Genomic DNA, 20,189 nt, shown 5'->3' with positions numbered 1-20,189 from the left:
TGCAGTGGAAGAAAAATTAGCTTATGTATGATGGCGTACCGAAAAAAGCCTCGTGAGGCTTCACTATGGATCATCAGTCTAATTCAGGGGGACTAGTGATGGGAACGAGTAACGAAAAGGACAATAAATCTACCATTGGGGGACCCGCTAACCCGACTGGTTCACCGGCGAACGATTTCACCAGAAAGCTCTCCGCTACTGACGAACTCGCATCGGCAATACCTTATAACGCCAACAAGGCCGGAGAACATGGAGAAGCTTCCACTTCTCCCGAGAAGGGCCAAACGGTAGCGCCTTCCGATCCATTTGTTACTGGGAGTACGTTAACTGAAACAGTTGCGTCACCGAAAGTCGGGTCGGGTGAACCTCGGCTACGTTTCAACGCCGGCAACGAACCGTTGGACCGTGTAAGAGCGGATTCGAGTAATCAGACTCTTACCACCAACCAAGGTGTTCCTGTCGGTGATAACCAGAACTCGCTGAAGGCGGGTTATCGTGGTCCGGCGCTGCTGGAAGATTTTATTCTGCGTGAAAAGATCACGCATTTCGACCATGAACGCATACCTGAGCGTGTGGTTCACGCCCGCGGATCTGCTGCGCACGGTTATTTCGAATGTTACGAATCACTTGCCCAGTATACGTGTGCTTCCCTGTTTGCCGAGGCGGGGAAGCGCACTCCTGTTTTCGTCCGTTTCTCCACAGTGATCGGGGAGCGGGGCTCTGCAGACACTGCGCGCGATGCCCGAGGCTTCGCAACCAAGTTTTATACAGACGAAGGCAACTGGGATCTGGTAGGAAATAACATTCCCGTATTTTTTATACAGGATGCCATCAAGTTTCCCGATCTGGTGCACGCAGCCAAACCTGAACCGCATTTTGCAGTTCCACAAGCTTCCACGGCGCATGACACATTCTGGGATTTTGTCTCGCTCATGCCCGAATCCACGCACATGCTGATGTGGTTAATGTCCGATCGGGCTATTCCACGTAGTTTCCGAACAATGCAGGGTTTTGGCGTCAATACATTTCGCTTGGTAACAGCGGAGGGCGAGTCGCGATTCGTCAAGTTTCACTGGCAGCCACTCGCAGGAACCCATTCTTTGGATTGGGATGAGGCGGTTAAAATATCGGGCGCCGATCCTGATTTTCACCGACGCGACTTATGGGAAGCAATAGAGTGTGGCGCATACCCTGAATACGAGTTGGGCATGCAGATTTTTACCGAGGAACAAGCGGAACAATTCAGCTTTGACGTACTCGATGCGACGAAGATTGTTCCGGAGGAACTGGTCCCGGTCAAGCCGGTGGGGCGTATGATTCTCAATCGAAATCCCGACAATTTTTTTGCAGAAACGGAGCAGGTAGCCTTTTGCGCGGCGCATATCGTTCCCGGGTTGGATTTCAGTAATGACCCCCTCCTTGCGGGACGCATTCATTCCTATGTCGACACCCAATTGACACGCTTGGGCGGGCCGAATTTTCACGAGATTCCAATCAATTCGCCCATTGCACAAGTTCACAATAACCAGCGGGACGGGATGCATCGCCAGAGCATCAATAGAGGCCGGGTTTCATACGAGCCGAATTCCCTTGCGGGAGGTTGCCCCTTTCAAGCGGGTGCGGCCGGCTTCAGGTCATTTTCCGAACCTGTGAAGGGAGATAAGGTACGCGGTAAACCTGAGCGGTTTGCAGACCACTACACGCAGGCGACCCTGTTCTGGAACAGCCAAAGCGCTGTGGAAAAGGCGCATATCATTCGTGCCTTTCGTTTCGAACTCACTCGCGTCCAATCCCCCGCCATAAGGCAGCGGGTGGTGGCAATGCTCGAAAATGTTGCAAGCGATCTGGCAGAGTCTGTTGCTCGCGGGTTGGGCATGGATGCTTTGCCGCCACCCCTACTCAAAGCCCTGGAGAAAGATGTTATGCCCGAGGTTTCTTCATCTCCCGCTCTGTCACTTTTTGCTCGTCCCGGCGATGGTGGCATCCGTATGAGAAGAATAGCGATTCTCGTTGCGGATGGCATAGATGGAAGGATTGCGACATTGCGTGCCCGCCTGCTGGGAGAACAAGCGGTGCCGCGCTTCGTTGGGGTACGGCTGGGTTCAATCCGGACCACAGAGGGAAAAATGGAGGTGGATGTAACGCTGGAGGCCATGCCGTCAGTCCTTTTCGACGCTTTGGTAGTGCCTGGTGGAGGCGAGGGTATAGACGCGCTCACTCGTCTGGGTCAGGCGCTGGAATTCGTCAAGGAGCAATATCGCCATTGTAAACCCATACTGGTGCTGGGCGATGGCAGGAAATTGATCGAAGCTTCCGGTATAAAATGGACATTGCAGTCAGGCGGACAGGATGGCGGGCTTCTCCACTTCGAAGATGAAGATATTGGAAACGCGTCAACCCGCTTCATTGAGGCTATAGCAGCACATCGTCATTTTGAAAGGGAAATGGACCCTTCGCCTGTTTAGGGCGCTTATTTATTTTATTTTGGCCGGAAGGCCGAAATCCTTACGGCGAGTCTTGTAGCTTTATAGAATGTCGTCGTCGGAACAAGCAATTCGAATTGTTGTTCCTGCCTCCCTGCATCATCAATTGTATCCATAGCCGACCAATGTTCGATCGACTTGATCGACGTTGCAAACCAACACCGTTTTACCATGTCACTGAACAAAATCCTTACCTTTGTGGCAATCGGTATGCTGCTGCCGATTATTTCAGTAAATCAGGCTGGGGCGGAAGAACAAGCCACCCAATCCACACTTACTCCCGCTCAAGCCAGGCGGACGCTATCGATTCTTCAGGACGATGCAAAGCGTGCGGAGCTCGAACAGACGTTAAGGGCAATCGCACAAGCGACGGCGGAAGCGCCACTGGCAAACACATCAGACGAAGTTTCCGCACCCGCTGCAACTTCTGATTCCGACCAATCTCCTGCTGCCGTACAAACCAATGGAGCCTCGTCCTCCGGTGTTCCACCGGCAGGGGGTGTTCCTATCGAAATCGCCAAGGGTGGACTTGTCGCCCAGGTATTCGATCTCATCGGCGAGCGACTGCACATCGTTGTGAATCAGTTACGGGCAGCCGTTCAAACACTTCTCCAGATAAGAACGGTGGGCGATTGGTGGCAGAACAATCTGGGTGTGCCGGAACGCCGTGCCATTGTCCTGGAGGCATTATTGGAGGTTGCTCTCATACTTGGCGGGGGGCTATTTACCGAATGGGTACTGAGACGGGCCCTGCGGCACCCGCGGAGAATGATTGAAGACCGTGCGGCAGTCCGCCAAAACACGATTGATCGACAAAAGGACGACGAGGAAAGGGCGAAAGAAAAAGTGGGGCCGGAGAAGGAGGTGAACCAGGCTGCTCCTCATCTTCAATCTGCAACGAGCATGCATGTTGCCCCTGGCCCTGGTCCTGGTACGGGCAGGACAACGGCTGTCGACAGGTATTGGAGCCTGTTGCGTCGCTTTCCATTTGCTCTGGGTTATTGGTTGCTCGAATTGGTTCCAGTGGGGGGGTTCGTGGCAGGAGCCACTTTGCTCCTGACTGCCTTTGGCGGAAGATCGTCAATATTCTACACAACCACGATTCCGCTCATCAGCGCTTATGCTACTACGCGAATCGCGTTAAGTATCGGTCACCTCATGGCATCGCCAATCGGGCAGCGCTTGCGCCTGATGCATATCAGTGACGAGGCGGCAAATTTCCTGAATCTCTGGTTGCGACGCATTGTTATCGTCGCTGTTTTTGGTACTGCCATTGCTGATATCGCCCTTGAAACTGGAGCGACCCTCGACACTCATGACGCGCTTTCCAAACTGGTGGCTCTCATTGTCCATATCATGCTGCTGATAATGATTTTTCGCAGTCGCAAGGAAGTGGCAGCAGTGATCCGTGGTTCCGCCGAGAACAGTCAAGTCCTGGCCGGGCTACGGAGACTCCTGGCTGATAGCTGGCTTTTCGTGGCAACGTTTCTTATCGTAGGCGCTTGGCTGTTGTGGTCGATGGGAACGGAAAATGGGTTTCAGCAGGTGCTCCACATCTTTGCGCTATCAGCCGTGGTTATTATCAGCGCGAGCCTTGTGTCGATTTTTGTTCTTGGCGCAATCGACCGCGCATTCATTGCCGACCGGAAAAATACACCGGAGCAGCAAGGACAGCAGCTGTTCGAAGGATCAATCGAAGCTGGAACAAAAAGCCCCTATCACCTCCTGATACATCGTGCGGTCTCATTGTTGATCGCTGTTGTTACCGGGCTCGTATTGCTTTGGGTTTGGGGCGTGGATACTTTGTCCTGGTTTGAAAGCGGATCAGTTGGCCGACGTGTGGCTTCGGCTGTTGTTACAATCACAGTTACCTGTGCTTTGGCACTGGCGGCATGGGAGTCATTGAATACGGCGATCTGCCAACGCATCGATCGTTGGGGGAAGGCTGGCGATATTGCTCGTGCCGCCCGCCTGCGTACCCTCCTGCCTATGCTGCGCACGACCATGTCCGCTGTCTTTATCATGATAGTGCTGCTTGCAGCACTGGATGAGCTCGGCATCACCATTGCGCCCCTGTTGGCCGGCGCCAGTATCATCGGAGTTGCATTGGGTTTTGGTTCACAGAAGCTGGTGCAGGATTTCATCACCGGAATTTTCCTGCTCATGGAAAATGCCATCCAGGTTGGCGACTTCATCACAGTGGCTGATCTTTCAGGATCGGTCGAGCATTTGTCGATTCGCACTGTCCGGTTGCGCGCTCCGGACGGATCACTGCATGTGGTTCCGTTCAGCTCTGTTTCAACCGTCACCAACACCAATCGGGGTCTTGGGAATGCTTCGATCAGGGTCAGCGTGACTGCTGATTCAGATGTCGAAAAGGTATTTGCTGCCATCAGGAGTGTGGTCGATGATATGCGAACCGATCCACGTTTCAAGGACCTCATCCTGTCGGAAGCTGATATCTGGGGCGTCGACCAGATGGATGGGTTCATGATTACCATTCTTGGACAGATACGGACTCTGGATAAAGGCCGATGGCCAGTACAGCGCGGCTTCAACTTACGGATTCTGGAGCGTTTCCGTGAATCGAACATCCGGTTCGTCAATCCTCAGAAACGGCAGGTTGTGATGGAGAGTAACGAAATCCAAGCTGGCAGCGAGCCATCTAAGCCCATCATTCAAGCCCAATAAACATTCGATTACTTCAAATTTTAGGCTGACGAGATACTGGAATCTCAACCCGTAATTGCCCCTGCTGGAACAGAAGCCATTGTCTTTCCCCGTTTTCCTGCTGCCCTTCCCGATTACAGTAATTTTGCCTTGTTTGATACAATCGCCGCTTTCATTAATAAGCCGCTCGCGGGGAATTTTAGGCGAATAATCAACTAAAGGGGGAGTCATGACAAAAAGATATCTGATAGCGGCGCTTTGCCTTCTGCTATCAGCTTGCGCGTCAACAACGAAGCTCGTAAGTGAGCGTGAATCTGCCATAAAGAGTGTGAGTTTTGACAAAAATGTGCAGATTCCGGAAAAAGCACACTACCATGGGCCGGCACAAACGGCAGGCGGCGTTCTATTTGGACCGTTAGGCTACCTGGTGGCACATGCGATGATGACCAACGACAAGCTGATAATGGATCACATGAAAAATCATGAGATCAATATTGGGGCTATCGTTCTTGAAGAGTTTGAGAGACAAGTAAAAACGCACCCCAAATTTCTCAACAAACAGTTTACTTCTGACCCTGCTTATTCTGATGCCAAGTTCGTAGTAGAGGTACGAATATACGGCTTCACCCAGAAGCATGGATATTCCAGTGAGTATCGCCCTGTTCTGGGCGTTGCTGCTCGACTGGTTTCAGCAAAAGAGGAAAAATTATGGGAACGCTACGACTACATTACAGCCATGAATGACGGTGTTCCAGGTCGTCCATTTGAGGAATACTTTCAAGATGCGAATACTATGCGCGAAGCATATGCGGTTATATCCAAGCATGTGGTAGCGCTATTGATGGAAAACCTTTGACTCGCGCTGACAGCAGTTTCCCAAAGTTGGACGAACATTAGCTCTCCCTATTCCTTTTGAAGCTTTCGACAAAGGGTAGCACAAGCAAGGGATAGTTCAGCATGAGTGCGTTACCGAACAGAGAGGAATGCCTGTTATTTTTAAAATAACTTCTAAATTGATTAAGTTGAGAAAGATGCAAGAGAGATATCAATCTAGCAGGAGAATAGCATGAGCTATGAACGGTATGAACATAACGCGCAGGGGTTGAACAAAGTTATAGATGGCACGGGCCCTATGCCCCGGTTTATGGGTGCGACATGGCCAATAGGAGAGGACGTCTACAATAACAAAGGCGAGAAACTGGGTGATATCAAGGAAGTCATGCTGGACGTGGAAGAGGGCCGTGTGGCCTACGCTGTCTTATCTTTCGGAGGATTCCTCGGAGTCGGCGACAAGCTCTTCGCCGTGCCCTGGAATGTCCTGACATTGAAGCTGGAAACGCTGGACAAGCGTTTCATACTCGACGTGGAGAAGGAACGTCTGGAATCAGCACCCGGTTTCGACAAGGACAACTGGCCGGATATGGCTGATGAATCGTGGAACAGCCAGATTAACGCATATTATGATAATCAGCGCGTTGGATGAGGGAAATTCTGGCAGCGTTTGCTCTTCACTTGCAGCAGTAAATAGTGAGGGATTACATGAAAAATAATAGGGGTATCCTGGGGCGGGCCGTAATATCCGGAACGGTAAGCGGTCTTGCAACAGCAGGTGTCGCTTCGTTCGCCGGAAAATATGAAAATGGCTCTTATGCGGCACCTCTAAACGCAACGAGCCATATTATCTGGGGGGAGGAGGCCGCCTACCATGACCGCCCATCGCTAAAATATACCCTGACGGGTTTTCTCTTGAATCACGCATCCACCATTTTCTGGGCGTCATTTTACGAGAAACTGTCTGGCAGCCACGGTGCCAGGCAGCGCATGGGAAGACTTCCTTTCACTGTATCCCCTGGACCAGTGTCTCTCGTCAAACCCGTTTGCCGCGGAGCCGCAGTAGCAGCTGCGGCTTACATTATTGATTATCACCTCATTCCAAAGCGGTTTACGCCAGGATTCGAAAAGCGGGTTTCAGGAAAATCTTTAACCGCAATTTTCGCCGCGCTTGCGGTCGGCCTTGCTGCGCGCGACGTGATCGATGCGGGAGTCGAATTTCATAAACGGCACTGATTTAAGAATCTCTCAAATCTCTCGCAAGACGAATTCCGGAAAACTGCCAGCATGTATCCGCGGGGAAGAAGTTGCGAAAACTTGCCCGTATCCGCTCTTTTGGATTCGCGCATGACCCGCCGCGCAGCACATACTGGTTCACCATAGACCGACTGTTATATTCGCCTACCGCCTCATCCCAGACAAAGGACATCGGTTCGTTCTCGTTAGGTTTTGCAGGATTGTAACCCGGATATGGGGAATAGCTCGACTGCGTCCATTCCCAGGCATCACCATAGAGTTGAGCGAGGCCTCCGGCATTTGCAGATGGGGTAGCCTCGCCTGCGGAGGAGGGATGAAAACGGTTGTTATCAGCGAAGCAACCTTCTATCTCCTGTTGAGAAGCAGCATTTTCCCATTCGGCTTCCGTGGGGAGCCTGGCGCCTGCCCATCGCCCAAAGGCATCGGCTTCGTAGAAGGACACATGAATGACCGGCAGATTCAGGTCCAGTGGCATGGGACCACTGAGGGTGAATTCCTCCCATCCCTGATCGCTTTCCCGCCAGTAAAGAGGATGCGACCGGCGGTTGGCTTTCATCCAGTCCCATCCTTCGGAAAGCCACAGCTCAGGATTGTCATATCCGCCGGCCTTCATGAATTCGAGGTATTCGCGATTGGTGACAAGCCGGGATGCGAGCTGGTAGGGTTCCAGGTATTGCTTGTGACGGGGCGATTCATTGTCGTAGCTGAACTCGTCTCCCTTATAGCCTATTTCAACGAGACCCCCGTCAAAACGACACCATTCGAGGGGCGGGGGGACAGGGGAATCAAGGAGCGGATTCCTATTATAGGAAGGGTTCAAAGGGCTTTGGGAAAGCAGATGCTTGACGTCGGCCAGCATAAGTTCCTGGTGCTGCTGCTCATGATGCATTCCCAGCACCGCGAGCATGCGCAGCATTTCGTCTCCTTCCGAGCGTTTCAGGACCTGCTCCATACGTTCGTTGACGTTATTGCGGTATTCTCGAGTCAAGGACAAGGACGGGCGGGTGAACAGCCCGCGTTTCGGATCAGGGTGGGTCTGACCGGATTTATTGTACGAGCTGAACATCGTGAGAAAAGCCGGATGAAAAGGCGTGAAGGACTTTTCGTAGTGCTGCAATACAAATTTCTCAAAAAACCATGAAGCATGCCCCAGATGCCACTTTACCGGGCTTGTCTCGGGCATGGATTGTACACAGCAGTCCTCGTCGATCAGTGGCTCGATCAGACTCAAAGTCCGGTCGCGGATCGAGGAATATTTTACGTACAACGGCGTTGTCATGGCAGTCCTCCGAAGGATAGCGATCTACACCCAGAACACTTGGACAGTTCGATGTTCTAATCAGGATGAAAGGGCTTTATTCCCGGCAAGCTTACAAGGGGGATGCTGTAATAGCAATGAGCCAGTTTGTGCAGCTTGCTTGTGAAGTCGCCCAATCGTTTGATGAATCTGCTTCCAGCATAAGGAAATAAATGAGCCAAAGCAATCTTCAGAGGAGTATGCCGAGCGTCACGCTGTCAGATCTGTCCGATGCACGGTTCGATAACCGCTTTGTGCGCGAGCTACCGGGCGATCCGGAAACGCGGAATGTTCCCCGTCAGGTGCTCAATGCCGGTTATACACGTGTGAGTCCTACGCCTGTTCGCTCACCGCGACTCCTCGCCTGGGCGGATGCAGTCGGCGAAATGCTGGGTATTGCCCGCCCGGCATCTCCAGTTTCGCCAGCAGTGGAAGTGCTTGCCGGTAACAGAATCCTTTCGTCCATGCAGCCTTATGCAGCACGTTATGGCGGACACCAGTTCGGACACTGGGCAGGGCAGCTTGGCGACGGGCGTGCCATCACTTTGGGGGAATTGATCAGCCCAAACGATAAGCGCTACGAGCTGCAACTCAAGGGTGCAGGGAAAACGCCCTATTCGCGCACCGCGGATGGACGTGCGGTCCTGCGTTCTTCCGTGCGCGAGTTTTTGTGCAGTGAGGCGATGCACTCCCTTGGGGTGCCTACTACGCGGGCATTAAGCCTGGTTGCGACAGGGGAACCGGTGATACGAGATATGTTTTACGACGGGCATCCGGAGGCGGAACCCGGCGCGATCGTCTGCCGCGTCTCGCCCTCGTTCCTGCGCTTTGGCAATTTCGAGATACTTGCTGCCCAGAAGGAGCCAGAACTTCTCAGGCAGCTCGCCGACTTCGTGATAGGCGAACATTTTCCAGAACTGGCCTCATCCTATCGGGCACCTGAAGTTTATGCGAAATGGTTCGAGGAGGTTTGTCGCCGCACAGGTATCCTCATCGCGCACTGGATGCGTGTCGGTTTCGTCCACGGTGTGATGAATACCGATAATATGTCCATATTGGGGCTGACGATAGACTATGGTCCTTATGGGTGGCTCGAAGGTTTCGATCTGCACTGGACGCCTAATACCACTGATGCACAGGGGCGGCGTTATTGCTATGGTAACCAGCCCAAGATCGCGCAATGGAATCTGACTCGCCTGGCCGGCGCGTTGACGTCACTGATCGAGGATGACGGTGCGCTGGAGCAGGGGTTGGCAGTCTTTGGTGAAACATTCAATAACACCTGGAGTGGCATGCTGGCCGCCAAGCTGGGGTTGGCCTCACTCGAACACTCCGACGATGACTCGCTTTTGAGCGACCTATTCGAAACGCTGCAACAGGTTGAGACGGATATGACGTTGTTCTTTCGTTGCCTGATGAACATTCCCCTGAATCCGATCTCCGGAGACAGAGCAGCAACCCTCCATGTTCCAGAGAGCCTGGAAAGCGTGGATCAAATGAACGACCATGGACTGGTCGAGCTATTCCGCCCGGCGTTTTACGACGAGCACCAGGCATTTTCTCATGCGCACCTCACACGACTGGCCGGGTGGTTGCGACGCTATATCGCAAGAGCCCGCCAGGAAGGGGAGCCCGCAGATATGCGTTACCATCGCATGAGCCGTGCAAATCCCAAATATGTGCTACGCAACTATCTCGCACAGCAGGCGATAGAAGCACTAGAACGGGGGGACGACTCTGTGATAACGCGATTGATGGAAGTGCTGAAGCACCCCTATGACGAACAGCCTGAGTACGAGGACCTTACGGCAAGACGTCCGGAGTGGGCGCGTAACAAGCCCGGCTGCTCCGCTTTGTCGTGCAGCTCCTGAGCACGTTTATTGGGTGGCGACGTGTTTCTGATGTAGGACCGGGAGTTGCAGTGGAAAGAAGGACATGTGCACTGCCAGCATTTGCACTTCTTTTTTTAAAAAGCACGAAAACCAGCGGGAAGCTTGTGATGTGGCAAGATTGGCAAGATCAGTTTCCATACCTGCTCAATATTCAGCGCTAGCGCTCATCTCATCTGAAATGAATAACAACTAGATCATGAGTGCTGTGCCCGAAAAGCTGCTTCCTGAAAGACTGGAAGGGGGATCAGAGGAAGGTTCTCCCGGCGCTTCCACTCAGGCGATAGATGAGGAAGCTGCGGCGCTTCGCGCTTTACCTCGTTTTGGGACAGCTATCGCACTCTGGATAATCGCACTGGTTGCGCTGCTAGGAGGTCTGCATTTCGCGCAGACCTTTTTTATTCCCTTGCTGTTCGGCATTCTCGTGAGTAACGCGTTAAGTCCTGTAGTTGGTTGGCTCGAGCGCTGCCGCATCCCTCGCGTACTCGGGGCTGCGCTTGTGCTTGTTGTCCTGCTTGGCAGCGTTTCATGGGTAGCCTTATCCTTGAGCGGTGATGCAGCCCTCATAGTGGAAAAACTTCCTGAGGTTGCGCACAAGTTGCGGCATAGTCTGAGAACCCTGCGAGCCGACGGGCCAACCGTATTGCAGCAGGTCGAGAAAGCGGCGAAAGAGCTTGAGAAAGCGGCGGTAGATGCAGGATTGAAATCGCCCGCGGCGGCGGTGGTTATTACAAGCCAGCCGGAAGATGGCGCATGGGTCAAGGATTTTCTACTCAAGCAGTCCGCGTTGTTGGTCTCGTTTGCCGCGCAAATGCCGGTCGTGTTGCTGCTGACCTATTTCCTGCTGGCGGCAGGAACACATTTTCGCCGTAAGCTCATAAAGCTGGTCGGGCATCGCTGACACGCAAGAAGGATGCGGTTCGAATACTGGAGGAAGTGCATTTACAGGTCCAGCGCTACCTGCTTGTCTTGATCATATCGAATACTTTGATCGCCGTACTCACCTGGTGGGCACTCGAATTGTATGGATTGGAACACGCCGGAGTGTGGGGAGTCGCTGCCGGGATATTACGTTTTGTTCCTTATCTCGGGACGATGATTATCCTGCTGGCAAGCGGCATAGCAGGTTTGCTGCAATTTGGTTCCCTTCCGCTTGCCCTCGCGATAGCGGCGACAACAGTTTTCATTTCCGGCTCCATTGGAATGTTGTTCGGCACTTGGTTGCAGGGAAGATTCGCGCGGGTGAATGAGGCTGTGCTGTTCATCGTGCTGTTATTTTTTGGCTGGCTGTGGGGCGTGGCGGGCTTGCTTCTGGGGGCGCCGCTATTGGCCGTTGCAAAAGTGGTTTGCGACGGCATCGAATCGCTCAAGCCTATAGGTGAAATGCTGGGGCGATAGCGTTATGTATCCTCTTTGGAGTTGTTATGGACGGATGGTGGCACGAAATATATAAAACGATAATAGTGGAGTTCTCCGATCTGCCCACTGCTGTCGAATTTACCCGTGTCATCTTGCGCCTCGCGATAGCTGCAATATTGGGTGCGTTGCTCGGCCTGGAGCGGGAACATAGCGGCAAGGCGGCGGGCGTGCGCACCCACATGCTGGTCGCCGTCGGCGCGGCTATCTTCGTGCTCGTCCCGCAGCAAATGCAAATGCCTGATGCGGAGGTGTCGCGTGTAATTCAAGGCGTCATTACGGGTGTCGGATTTCTGGGGGCTGGGACCATTCTTAAAAGCACCAACGAGGAAACAGTAAAAGGACTGACTACGGCGGCAGGCTTATGGTTGACAGCCGCGGTGGGTATCGCGGCAGGTTTAGGGCGCGAGGGTTCGGCTGTTCTCAGCGCTTTTCTTGCATTTGTCATTTTACATCTCGTGCCTAAAATCCTGCCAAAAGGCACACTGCATTAGGTGACCGAGTGGAACCAGATCGATTGGAATACCAGCTATGACCCCATGGCATCGAACCAAAATTGTTTGTACGTTGGGTCCTGCAACGGATGCGCCCGGAGTTATCGAAGGTCTGATCAGCGGAGGAATGGATGTCGCTCGCATCAATGCCTCGCATAGTGATCACATCACGCATTCGCGTCGCGTCGAACAAGTTCGCCGGGCGGCAAGTGAGGCTGGGCAACCGGTAGCTATTCTTGTCGATCTACCCGGTCCAAAGTTCCGTCTTGGCAATCTGCCCAATGACTGTTGCAGGCTAGCTGAAGGCGCTATCGTTACGCTTGTGGAAGAGGGCAGGGCGGTAGAAGCGGGTACTGATGATACGGACGGCAGCCGGTTGCCAGTGCGCAACCCCGAATTACTCCAGGCGCTGCGGGCAGGGGAGCGGGTATTCCTGGCTGACGGATCGGTCGAGCTTTGTGTAGGGGCCAGTGCGCCGGCTCAGCCTGGACTCGATGCAACCCGGGTTCGATGTGAAGTTCTTATCGGCGGCATTGTGCGTTCCGGGTCCGGTATCAATGTTCCTGAATCGGCTCTGCTTGAGCTCGTTCCGACTGCCGATGATCGGCAACATCTTGTCTTTGCGCTTTCCCGGGAGGTGGAATGGATAGGAATTTCCTTTGTTCAGTCAGCTGATGATATCCACCGTGTGCGTGCGTTGCTTCCTTCCACTGGTGGACCGCTCTTGATGGCAAAGATAGAAAAGCGCAAGGCACTCGTCAATCTGGAGGAGATTGTGGAGGCAGCCGATGGGGTAATGGTGGCGCGGGGAGACCTGGGGGTGGAAACCGATCTCGCCGAAATTGCGCTGATACAGAAGCGGATTATATCGGTAGCGAACGCTCGGGCACGTCCCGTAATTACCGCTACCCAGATGCTTGAATCCATGGTGGCGTACGAGCATCCGACACGTGCGGAGGTAACCGATGTGGCCAATGCGGTGCTGGATGGGACAGACGCCGTGATGCTTTCCGCCGAAACGGCAATCGGGCAGTTTCCCGCTGCGGCTGTGAGGGTTCTTCACCGGGTGATTGCCGCTACTGAAGCAAGGCATAACAGATCCGGCAAACTCGAGGATGCGGCCGGATATGACAAGCACGGGCTGAATGAGATGCAGTCCGTCAGTATATCGGGTTCGAAACAGGCTAATCTTGGCTTTTCCGCTTGTGAGCTTGCAGTACGCATGGATGCCCGGGCTGTGGTTGTTTTCGTTCAATCCTTGGCAGCAGCGCTGGAAGTTGCGCGTTTCCGGGCGCAGGTGCCCGTCGTTGCGATCACCGGTTCTGCCACGCTATATCGCAGCCTGGCGCTGGCTCATGCGATTGCACCGCTTTTATGCGCCGAATGCAACGCTACTGCCGAGCCTCGAAGTTTGATAACGAAGGCACGGGCCTGGTTGCTGGCACAAGGATTGGCGCGGCCGGGGGATGAAGTCGTTCTTCTGATGGGGTCACAGATGACTGATGGAAAACTCGATACCTTGCAGATCGTTCAGCTGCCTGCTTGACGCGTCAGTTTTCAGTGTCTGCGTTGCTTCGGAACGGCCGTCATGATTTATCTTTATGGAAGCAGGAATATCTCCGGCTTGGTTCTCTTCTCGCCTGTCCAGAGACACCAGGGATGTTTGCCTGGAAACGTCAACACCGAGCCCTACAATTAATGGAATCAATTTTTAGCGATTCCTGAAGAAGGAAACAGATCAAGGCCGAAAGAATCTACACGGCATCTCCAATGACTATCGCCTAGGCGAACTATAATGAAACAAGTCGTTCCATTGTACGAGGGAAAATAGCAGAGGCAGCGTGCGGCGAGAGAAGCGTGAAAGGAATCCTGAAAATTGCTTTCAAACTCCTTGTCAATGACAAAGGAAAATATGCAGCCTTGCTGGTCGGGATCACCTTCGCGGTTTTCCTGATGGTGCAGATGACCTCCATATTCTCAGGCATTCTCATCAAATCCTCATCGACCGTCATCAATCTGGGAGCAGATATGTGGGTCATGGATCCCGCTGTCAGTAACGTTGCCAGCAGCATCCCTCTCCCCGACTACGTTCTCGATGCGGTGAGAAGCATAGAGGGCGTCAATTATGCAGTCCCTCTGTATTCAGGTGCTGCGTTGGTCAAGCTGAGGAATGGCATTTTTCAGCCGGTAACCATCCTGGGGCTGGACGACAATAGCCTTTTCGGCCGTCCCGAATTGATCGAAGGTGAAATTGAAGACATCTATGCCGAGAACGCCTTCATCGTGGTTCAGGATACGGAGGTGCGCAAGCTCGGGCATCCAACGGTGGGAACCGAGTTCGAGCTCAATGACCACCGTGGGGTGATTGTAGGAATCGCCAAGGTCGGGGCAAGCGGACTGTTCGGCCTTCCGACTCTCTATACGACTTACAGCAAGGCAATCCAGTACATTCCCTCTCCGCGATTCACAATTTCGTACATCCTCGTTGAGCCGAAGAGTCCCGAGGCGGTTACGCATATTGAAAGCGAAGTCCGCCGCCTCGGTTATCTCGCGCTGACGAAGGATGAATTCATGGAGAAGATCGCGAATTTCTATAAATATCAGACGGGTCTGGGCACCAATATCCTTATCATGACCGCAGTGAGTTTCCTGGTTGGTCTCTCCATTTCCGGGCAGACGTTTTATACCTTCATCCTTGAGAATCTTGAAAAATTCGGCGCACTGAAAGCCATCGGGGCCAAGGGGAGAGAGCTCATATACATGATCCTTTTTCAGGCAACGTTCACTGCGTTGGTGGGGTACGGGCTGGGAGTCGGTCTATGTGTCCTGATTATCGTACTGGCAAAGATCAGGGTTCCGGAATATTCAGCTACCGTCACTTTTACCACCCTTGCCTTTGCATTTGTCATGGTCCTGATTATTGCGGCGATTTCGAGCTATATTGGGATAAGAAAGGTGCTGAAGATCGAGCCTTTCGATATCTTCCGGGGTTGAACGCGACCTAGGCCGCCGTGCGTTCCCGGTAGTCTCGATTTAAGGCTCAGCCTGCGGTAGAGGTGGCGTTGTGGATACTGCAATTTCAGCCAAAGAACTGACCAAATGGTTCGGCGAAGGCGATCTTCGGACTTACGCTGTCAAAGAAGTCAGTTTCGATGCCTATTTTGGCGAGATTCTTTTTGTGGTTGGACCGTCGGGGAGCGGGAAAACCACGTTGTTGAGCATGATTTCCGGCATCCTGCGGCCGGATTCAGGAACAGTCAATGTTGATCACGTCGATATCTGGAGTCTCACTCCCGATCAGATCGCCGAATTCCGCCTGAACAAGGTCGGATTCGTATTCCAGGACTACCACCTGTTTCCACGCCTTACCACGGCTGAGAACGTTGCCATTCCCCTCATCCTGAAGAAAAAGGACTGGAATGAATCCATCCGCGACGCTGAACATTACCTTGATGTCGTCGGGCTCAAAAACAAAGCCCAGCTCGCGCCGATGAAATTGAGCGGAGGCGAGCAGCAGCGGGTCGCCATTGCCCGCGCCCTGGTCGCCCAGCCCGATCTGCTGATTTTCGATGAGCCTACCGCTTCGCTGGATGGAGACACCGGGCGGCGCATTATGGAATTCGTGAAGAACCGCATACTCAATGACTCCCGGTGCATCCTGATCGTCACGCACGACAGCCGCATCTTCGAATACGCCGACAGAATGATGAGGATGGAGGATGGCAAGACCGTCGGGATTGAAAAAAGGGCAGATCATTGAGAAATCAGATTCTGATCGCCATTGCCGCCCTCGGTATTCTGGCCGGGGTCGTGAGCGCATTTCTGGCTAGTCAGCAGAAGAAACCCCAACCTCCTGTCTTCAATCCCGCACAGAATCCTTATGCAAAAGGAATTTATTCGAACGGAATCATAGAGAGCTACCAGTCCACGGGGGAAAACATCAATCTATACCCCGAGGTCGCCGGGGTGGTCACGCAAATCATGGTGGCGGAAGGGCAAACCGTAATGCAGGGGCAGCCGTTGCTGAAAATGGATGATTCGATTCAGAGGGCAACCGTGGAGCAGCAGCGTTCCCAAGCCGAAGCTGCGCTGGCACTTCTGGAAGAGCTAAAAGCCCAACCCCGGAGGGAAGTTCTGGATGTTTCCCTGGCACAGCTCGGTTATGCAGCCGCTAGTCTTCAAACGGCGGAAACGCAACTGCAGAAGCAGCAGGCTTCATATGATCTCGACCCGCGCTCGGTTAGCAAGGATACTCTCGACAATGCTATCAATGCGGTGAATGCTGCCCGGGCAAATCTGGAGATCGCCAGCCGCAACTATCAGTTGACGAAGGCCGGCGCGTGGAGCTATGACATTCGCAATCAGGAACGGCAGTATGCCGCCTTTCGAATACCTATCAGGCTGGGCTTGCGTTGCTGCAAAAATATACGATTTACGCGCCTGCCGATGGCGTCATTTTGTCGATCGGCGCTGCCATAGGCAGTTACGTTTCCCCGCAAGGTATCTATGGAACATACACTTCGGGGATGGATCCGGTATTGGTCATGGGAAAGCCGGAAAACGAACTGGCAGTACGATGCTACGTTGACGAAATCCTGGTCCATCGCTTGCCCGATCCATCAAAAATGCACGCGCAGATGTTCATTCGCGGTACGAAGATCCGCATTCCGCTTGAATATGTTCGTGTGCAACCCTATGTTTCGCCAAAGATACAGTTATCGAATCAACGCACGGAGCGCGTGGACGTCCGGGTTTTGCCGGTGCTTTTCCGGTTTCAAAAACCGAAGGGTATCCAGCTCTACCCCGGTCAGCTGGTGGATGTTTACATCGGGGAAGAGGCGAACGCCGGGGAAAAAGCGTTCTCGGGGGAGACGCAGGCAGATGCAACCATGAAAGAGAAGGAGCAGGAAAGAACAGAAAGGAAGCCATAGCAGTCTAAATAGTCAGCAGGATCAAACCGAAGGCAGGACATCATGAATGCACAGCATGTCGCGAGAAGCGGGGTTTGTACAGTCTTGATGCTGGTACTGGGCAGCTGTATGGTGGGACCCGATTTTGTACGCCCGGAGCCGCCTGAGACAGCGCGTTACCTGCCCGGGGAGCCGCTGGAAGGAGCAATTCCTGTAAAGGATCAGGCCCAGTATTTTGACGCAGGGGCTGACCTCATGGCTGACTGGTGGCGGGCGTTCAAGTCGCCCAAGTTGAATGCGCTCGTTACGGAGGGGATCAACAACAACCAGAACCTCAGGGCAGCGCAGGCGGCATTGCGGCAAAGCCAGCATAATCTTCTCGCTGGTTATGGCGTATTTTTCCCCCAGGCGGATGTTGGGGGTTCGGCCGGTCGGCAGCGGTTCTCGTCAGCGCGCTTTGGGGGCAGGACCAGTGCAACATTCAACCTGTTCACATTGTCGACGACAGTCACCTATGCGCTCGATGTATTCGGCGGCCAGCGGCGCGCCGTGGAGAGTCTCAGGGCGCAAAGGGATTTTCAGCGCTATACGGTATTGGCCACTTACCTCACGCTAACGGGCAATATCGTCAATACTGTGGTTGCCAGGGCGGCATACGACGCACAGATCGAGGCAACGAAAGAGCTTATCGCGCTTCAACGGGAGCAAATCGAGATCACCCAGGCCCAAATCCGGGCTGGAATAGTTCCATACATCAGTGGGGTCACGCTGCAAACCCAGCTCGCATCTCTTGAAGCCACACTTCCGGCCCTGGAGCAGGGGCGCGGCCAGGCGGAGCATTTGCTCGACACTCTGATGAATTATGCGCCGGGGGAGGGGCTGACGGCTCAGATCAGCCTCGTCGATCTTTCACTGCCCGAAGATCTGCCTGTTACACTGCCTTCCACGCTGGTGCGCCAGCGCCCTGACATTCTCGCTGCCGAAGCCCAGGTTCATCAATTTATGGCGAACATAGGCGTCGCGACCGCCAATATGCTTCCAAGCTTCACCTTGAGCGGCACCTATGGACAAAACGCCCGGAATCTCATGGATGTTTTCATGAGCAGTGGAAATTTCTGGAGTGCAGGAGCCGCCTTTGCCGCCCCGATATTCCATGGCGGCACGTTATGGCAGCAGCGAAAGGCCGCCATTGACGCGTACAAGCAGTCGCTTGCCAATTATCGTCAAACGGCCCTCAACGCCCTCGCGCAGGTCGCAGACCTGCTTCTCGCGCTGGAGCACGATGCGGAAACGCTTCAGAGTCAACTGCAGCAGCTCAATTCAGCCAGCGAAGCATTGCGCCTCGTCCGGATCAATTATCAGGCGGGCCTCGTCAATGACCTGCAAGTACTGACCACGAACAGTCAGTATCTCCAGGCCAAGCTCGGCTACATCGGGACTTTGGGTCAGCGCTTCCAGGATACTTCGGGATTATTTGTCGCCTTGGGAGGCGGGTGGTGGAATACTGAGGGAGAAGGTGAATTGACGGGGATGGAGGAAGTTTTCTTCAATCCAGACTCACCTGTTCCCTAACCCCTAACAAAGCCCAGAGCAGTCGGTTCCAACTGAAGGCGACGGAAATCAGCGAAGCGATCTTGTTTTGCTGAGCTTGTAGCCCATCGTCCCTCACTTCTCGCTGTGCCCATTGCCTGGTATCAGAGCAGCCCGTGCGTTCAGACAGTAATGAGCGGATGATTGTTGGGCCTCTACATTTCCTTGGTAGTCACCACGCAATTCCGGCCTCTTCTTTTTGCCTCATACATTGCCGCATCTGCCCGCTCAAGCAGTGATTCTCCGGATTCCCCAGGTTTCAGCATTGCCACGCCCAGGCTGATGGTAATGTGGATGTTAAATTTTTTTATGTGAAATGGCGTCTTCATGACTCCCAGGCGTATGCGTTCGGCAATTACCTTCGCCAATTCGAGGTCAGTGTCCGCCATAATGACAACGAATTCCTCCCCGCCGAACCGGCCGATCATGTCGAAGTCGCGCGTCGCGGATTTTATACGCCCCGCCAAATGCCGCAGTACCAGATCACCGACCATGTGGCCGTAGGTATCATTGATTTTCTTGAAGAAATCGAGATCCGACATGATGAGGCACAAAGGGCTGCGTTCGTGCCCTCTGCGCACCGCTCGTTTGATGTGGTGTTCGAGAGACTCCATGAGCTTGCGGTAGCTCATCGTGCCTGTCAGCTCGTCGGTCCAGGCTTTTTGCTGCAAGCGCGATGCTTCCGCGCGCAGTGTGTCCAGTTTTTCTTCCAGCTGGTAGAGCTCCGGAAGGCGATAACCTTCGGCGGAAAGGTACAAGTCAAGTGCAGTGAGATTGAGGATGATGTTCAGAAGTACTCTGTTTTTATCGGCATTAAGATCAGATTTGTCCGACAGACTGGCTATCAGCGCCTGCTGTATCAGAAAGGAAGGAAGCTGCAAGGCTCCCAGTGGGATGTTTGCATGGGCGAAAGCTGCAGCCAGCGCCAATCGCTCTTCAAAATAACCTGGCGTAGTAAAATTTTTGCCAAAGGATTGCAGGCGATATTTCCATTCCTGCCTGAATGGTTCGGTACCGATATCCTTCTCGATCAGTTCAAAACTATCACTGTCCACCATTATGGCAAAGCAGGAATTGATTATTTCATCGACTCTTTCAGGAATGATTTCGGGCAGCAGGCTGCTTGCAGCTACTTTTTCATGAGGCGCGTCCAGTCCCAGCAAGGAAAGCGTCTGCTGGATTCGGTTTTTGTCGAACCCGAGCGCTGCACAATGCGGCGTTGCTTCGGTATTCACTTATTCGCGGACGGTTGTGTGCGAGAAAATCCCGTGGTTGAGCGGTTGCGACATAAAGGATAACGCATTATTCTCCCTCATTGCTATTCTTACTATTGGTCCCCTTGCTTGGCCAGG

General features: G+C 53.4%; 17 protein-coding genes. 15 read left to right on the top strand and 2 right to left on the bottom strand.

Annotation, left to right across the window (positions count from 1 at the left end; all coding sequences use genetic code 11):
- Positions 1-98 precede the first annotated feature (98 nt).
- The 5 genes from AC52W5_RS14535 to AC52W5_RS14515 all read left to right on the top strand — a co-directional run bounded on the left by AC52W5_RS14535 (position 99) and on the right by AC52W5_RS14515 (position 7,220).
- Complete coding sequence (locus tag AC52W5_RS14535) at positions 99-2,465, top strand: catalase (protein WP_495671527.1); 2,367 nt, start codon at positions 99-101, stop codon at positions 2,463-2,465.
- A gap of 189 nt (positions 2,466-2,654) precedes the next feature.
- Positions 2,655-5,174 (top strand): mechanosensitive ion channel family protein, encoded by a 2,520-nt coding sequence (locus AC52W5_RS14530; protein ID WP_495671526.1) that lies wholly within the window; start codon positions 2,655-2,657, stop codon positions 5,172-5,174.
- 208 nt (positions 5,175-5,382) lie between these two features.
- Complete coding sequence (locus AC52W5_RS14525; protein ID WP_074974563.1) at positions 5,383-6,009, top strand: hypothetical protein; 627 nt, start codon at positions 5,383-5,385, stop codon at positions 6,007-6,009.
- Between the two features lie 210 nt (positions 6,010-6,219).
- On the top strand, positions 6,220-6,636 hold the full coding sequence (locus AC52W5_RS14520) for a PRC-barrel domain-containing protein (RefSeq protein WP_074974564.1): 417 nt from the start codon (positions 6,220-6,222) through the stop codon (positions 6,634-6,636).
- 56 nt (positions 6,637-6,692) lie between these two features.
- The gene (locus AC52W5_RS14515) at positions 6,693-7,220 is read left to right on the top strand and encodes a hypothetical protein (protein WP_074974565.1); all 528 of its coding nucleotides are present in this window, start codon (positions 6,693-6,695) and stop codon (positions 7,218-7,220) included.
- Between the two features lies 1 nt (position 7,221).
- Here the strand turns inward: AC52W5_RS14515 and egtB are convergent, their stop codons facing one another.
- Positions 7,222-8,520 (bottom strand): ergothioneine biosynthesis protein EgtB, encoded by a 1,299-nt coding sequence (gene egtB / locus AC52W5_RS14510; protein ID WP_495671525.1) that lies wholly within the window; start codon positions 8,518-8,520, stop codon positions 7,222-7,224.
- A 191-nt stretch (positions 8,521-8,711) separates the two neighbouring features.
- Here egtB and AC52W5_RS14505 point away from each other — a divergent pair, with 191 nt between their 5' ends.
- From AC52W5_RS14505 to AC52W5_RS14460, 10 genes are all read left to right on the top strand, one after another.
- The gene (locus AC52W5_RS14505; RefSeq protein WP_495671524.1) at positions 8,712-10,409 is read left to right on the top strand and encodes a protein adenylyltransferase SelO; all 1,698 of its coding nucleotides are present in this window, start codon (positions 8,712-8,714) and stop codon (positions 10,407-10,409) included.
- A gap of 217 nt (positions 10,410-10,626) precedes the next feature.
- Positions 10,627-11,328, top strand: coding sequence for an AI-2E family transporter (locus AC52W5_RS14500; RefSeq protein ID WP_495671523.1), 702 nt, complete (start codon positions 10,627-10,629; stop codon positions 11,326-11,328).
- 35 nt (positions 11,329-11,363) lie between these two features.
- Entirely contained in the window at positions 11,364-11,825 is a 462-nt protein-coding gene (locus AC52W5_RS14495) for an AI-2E family transporter (RefSeq protein ID WP_495671522.1), read from the top strand.
- A 26-nt stretch (positions 11,826-11,851) separates the two neighbouring features.
- Positions 11,852-12,337, top strand: coding sequence for an MgtC/SapB family protein (locus AC52W5_RS14490; protein WP_074974568.1), 486 nt, complete (start codon positions 11,852-11,854; stop codon positions 12,335-12,337).
- Between the two features lie 37 nt (positions 12,338-12,374).
- Positions 12,375-13,883, top strand: a complete 1,509-nt coding sequence (gene pyk / locus AC52W5_RS14485) for a pyruvate kinase (RefSeq protein ID WP_495671521.1) — start codon at positions 12,375-12,377, stop codon at positions 13,881-13,883.
- Between the two features lie 311 nt (positions 13,884-14,194).
- Positions 14,195-15,331, top strand: a complete 1,137-nt coding sequence (locus tag AC52W5_RS14480) for an ABC transporter permease (RefSeq protein ID WP_074974570.1) — start codon at positions 14,195-14,197, stop codon at positions 15,329-15,331.
- Between the two features lie 70 nt (positions 15,332-15,401).
- Entirely contained in the window at positions 15,402-16,097 is a 696-nt protein-coding gene (locus AC52W5_RS14475) for an ABC transporter ATP-binding protein (RefSeq protein WP_074974571.1), read from the top strand.
- Positions 16,094-16,816 (top strand): HlyD family secretion protein, encoded by a 723-nt coding sequence (locus AC52W5_RS14470; RefSeq protein WP_495671520.1) that lies wholly within the window; start codon positions 16,094-16,096, stop codon positions 16,814-16,816. Before AC52W5_RS14475 ends, AC52W5_RS14470 begins: the two co-directional genes overlap by 4 nt.
- Entirely contained in the window at positions 16,795-17,268 is a 474-nt protein-coding gene (locus AC52W5_RS14465; protein ID WP_495671519.1) for a hypothetical protein, read from the top strand. Before AC52W5_RS14470 ends, AC52W5_RS14465 begins: the two co-directional genes overlap by 22 nt.
- A gap of 42 nt (positions 17,269-17,310) precedes the next feature.
- Complete coding sequence (locus AC52W5_RS14460; protein ID WP_495671518.1) at positions 17,311-18,819, top strand: efflux transporter outer membrane subunit; 1,509 nt, start codon at positions 17,311-17,313, stop codon at positions 18,817-18,819.
- A gap of 173 nt (positions 18,820-18,992) precedes the next feature.
- Here the strand turns inward: AC52W5_RS14460 and AC52W5_RS14455 are convergent, their stop codons facing one another.
- A complete protein-coding gene (locus tag AC52W5_RS14455) occupies positions 18,993-20,072 on the bottom strand; it encodes a GGDEF domain-containing protein (RefSeq protein WP_495671517.1) in 1,080 nt (359 codons plus the stop codon).
- Positions 20,073-20,189 lie beyond the last annotated feature (117 nt).

This window comes from Nitrosospira sp. CT, from assembly GCF_059489795.1.
The sequence above is the reverse complement of the archived record's forward strand: the minus strand, read 5'-3'. Positions and strand labels throughout refer to the sequence as shown.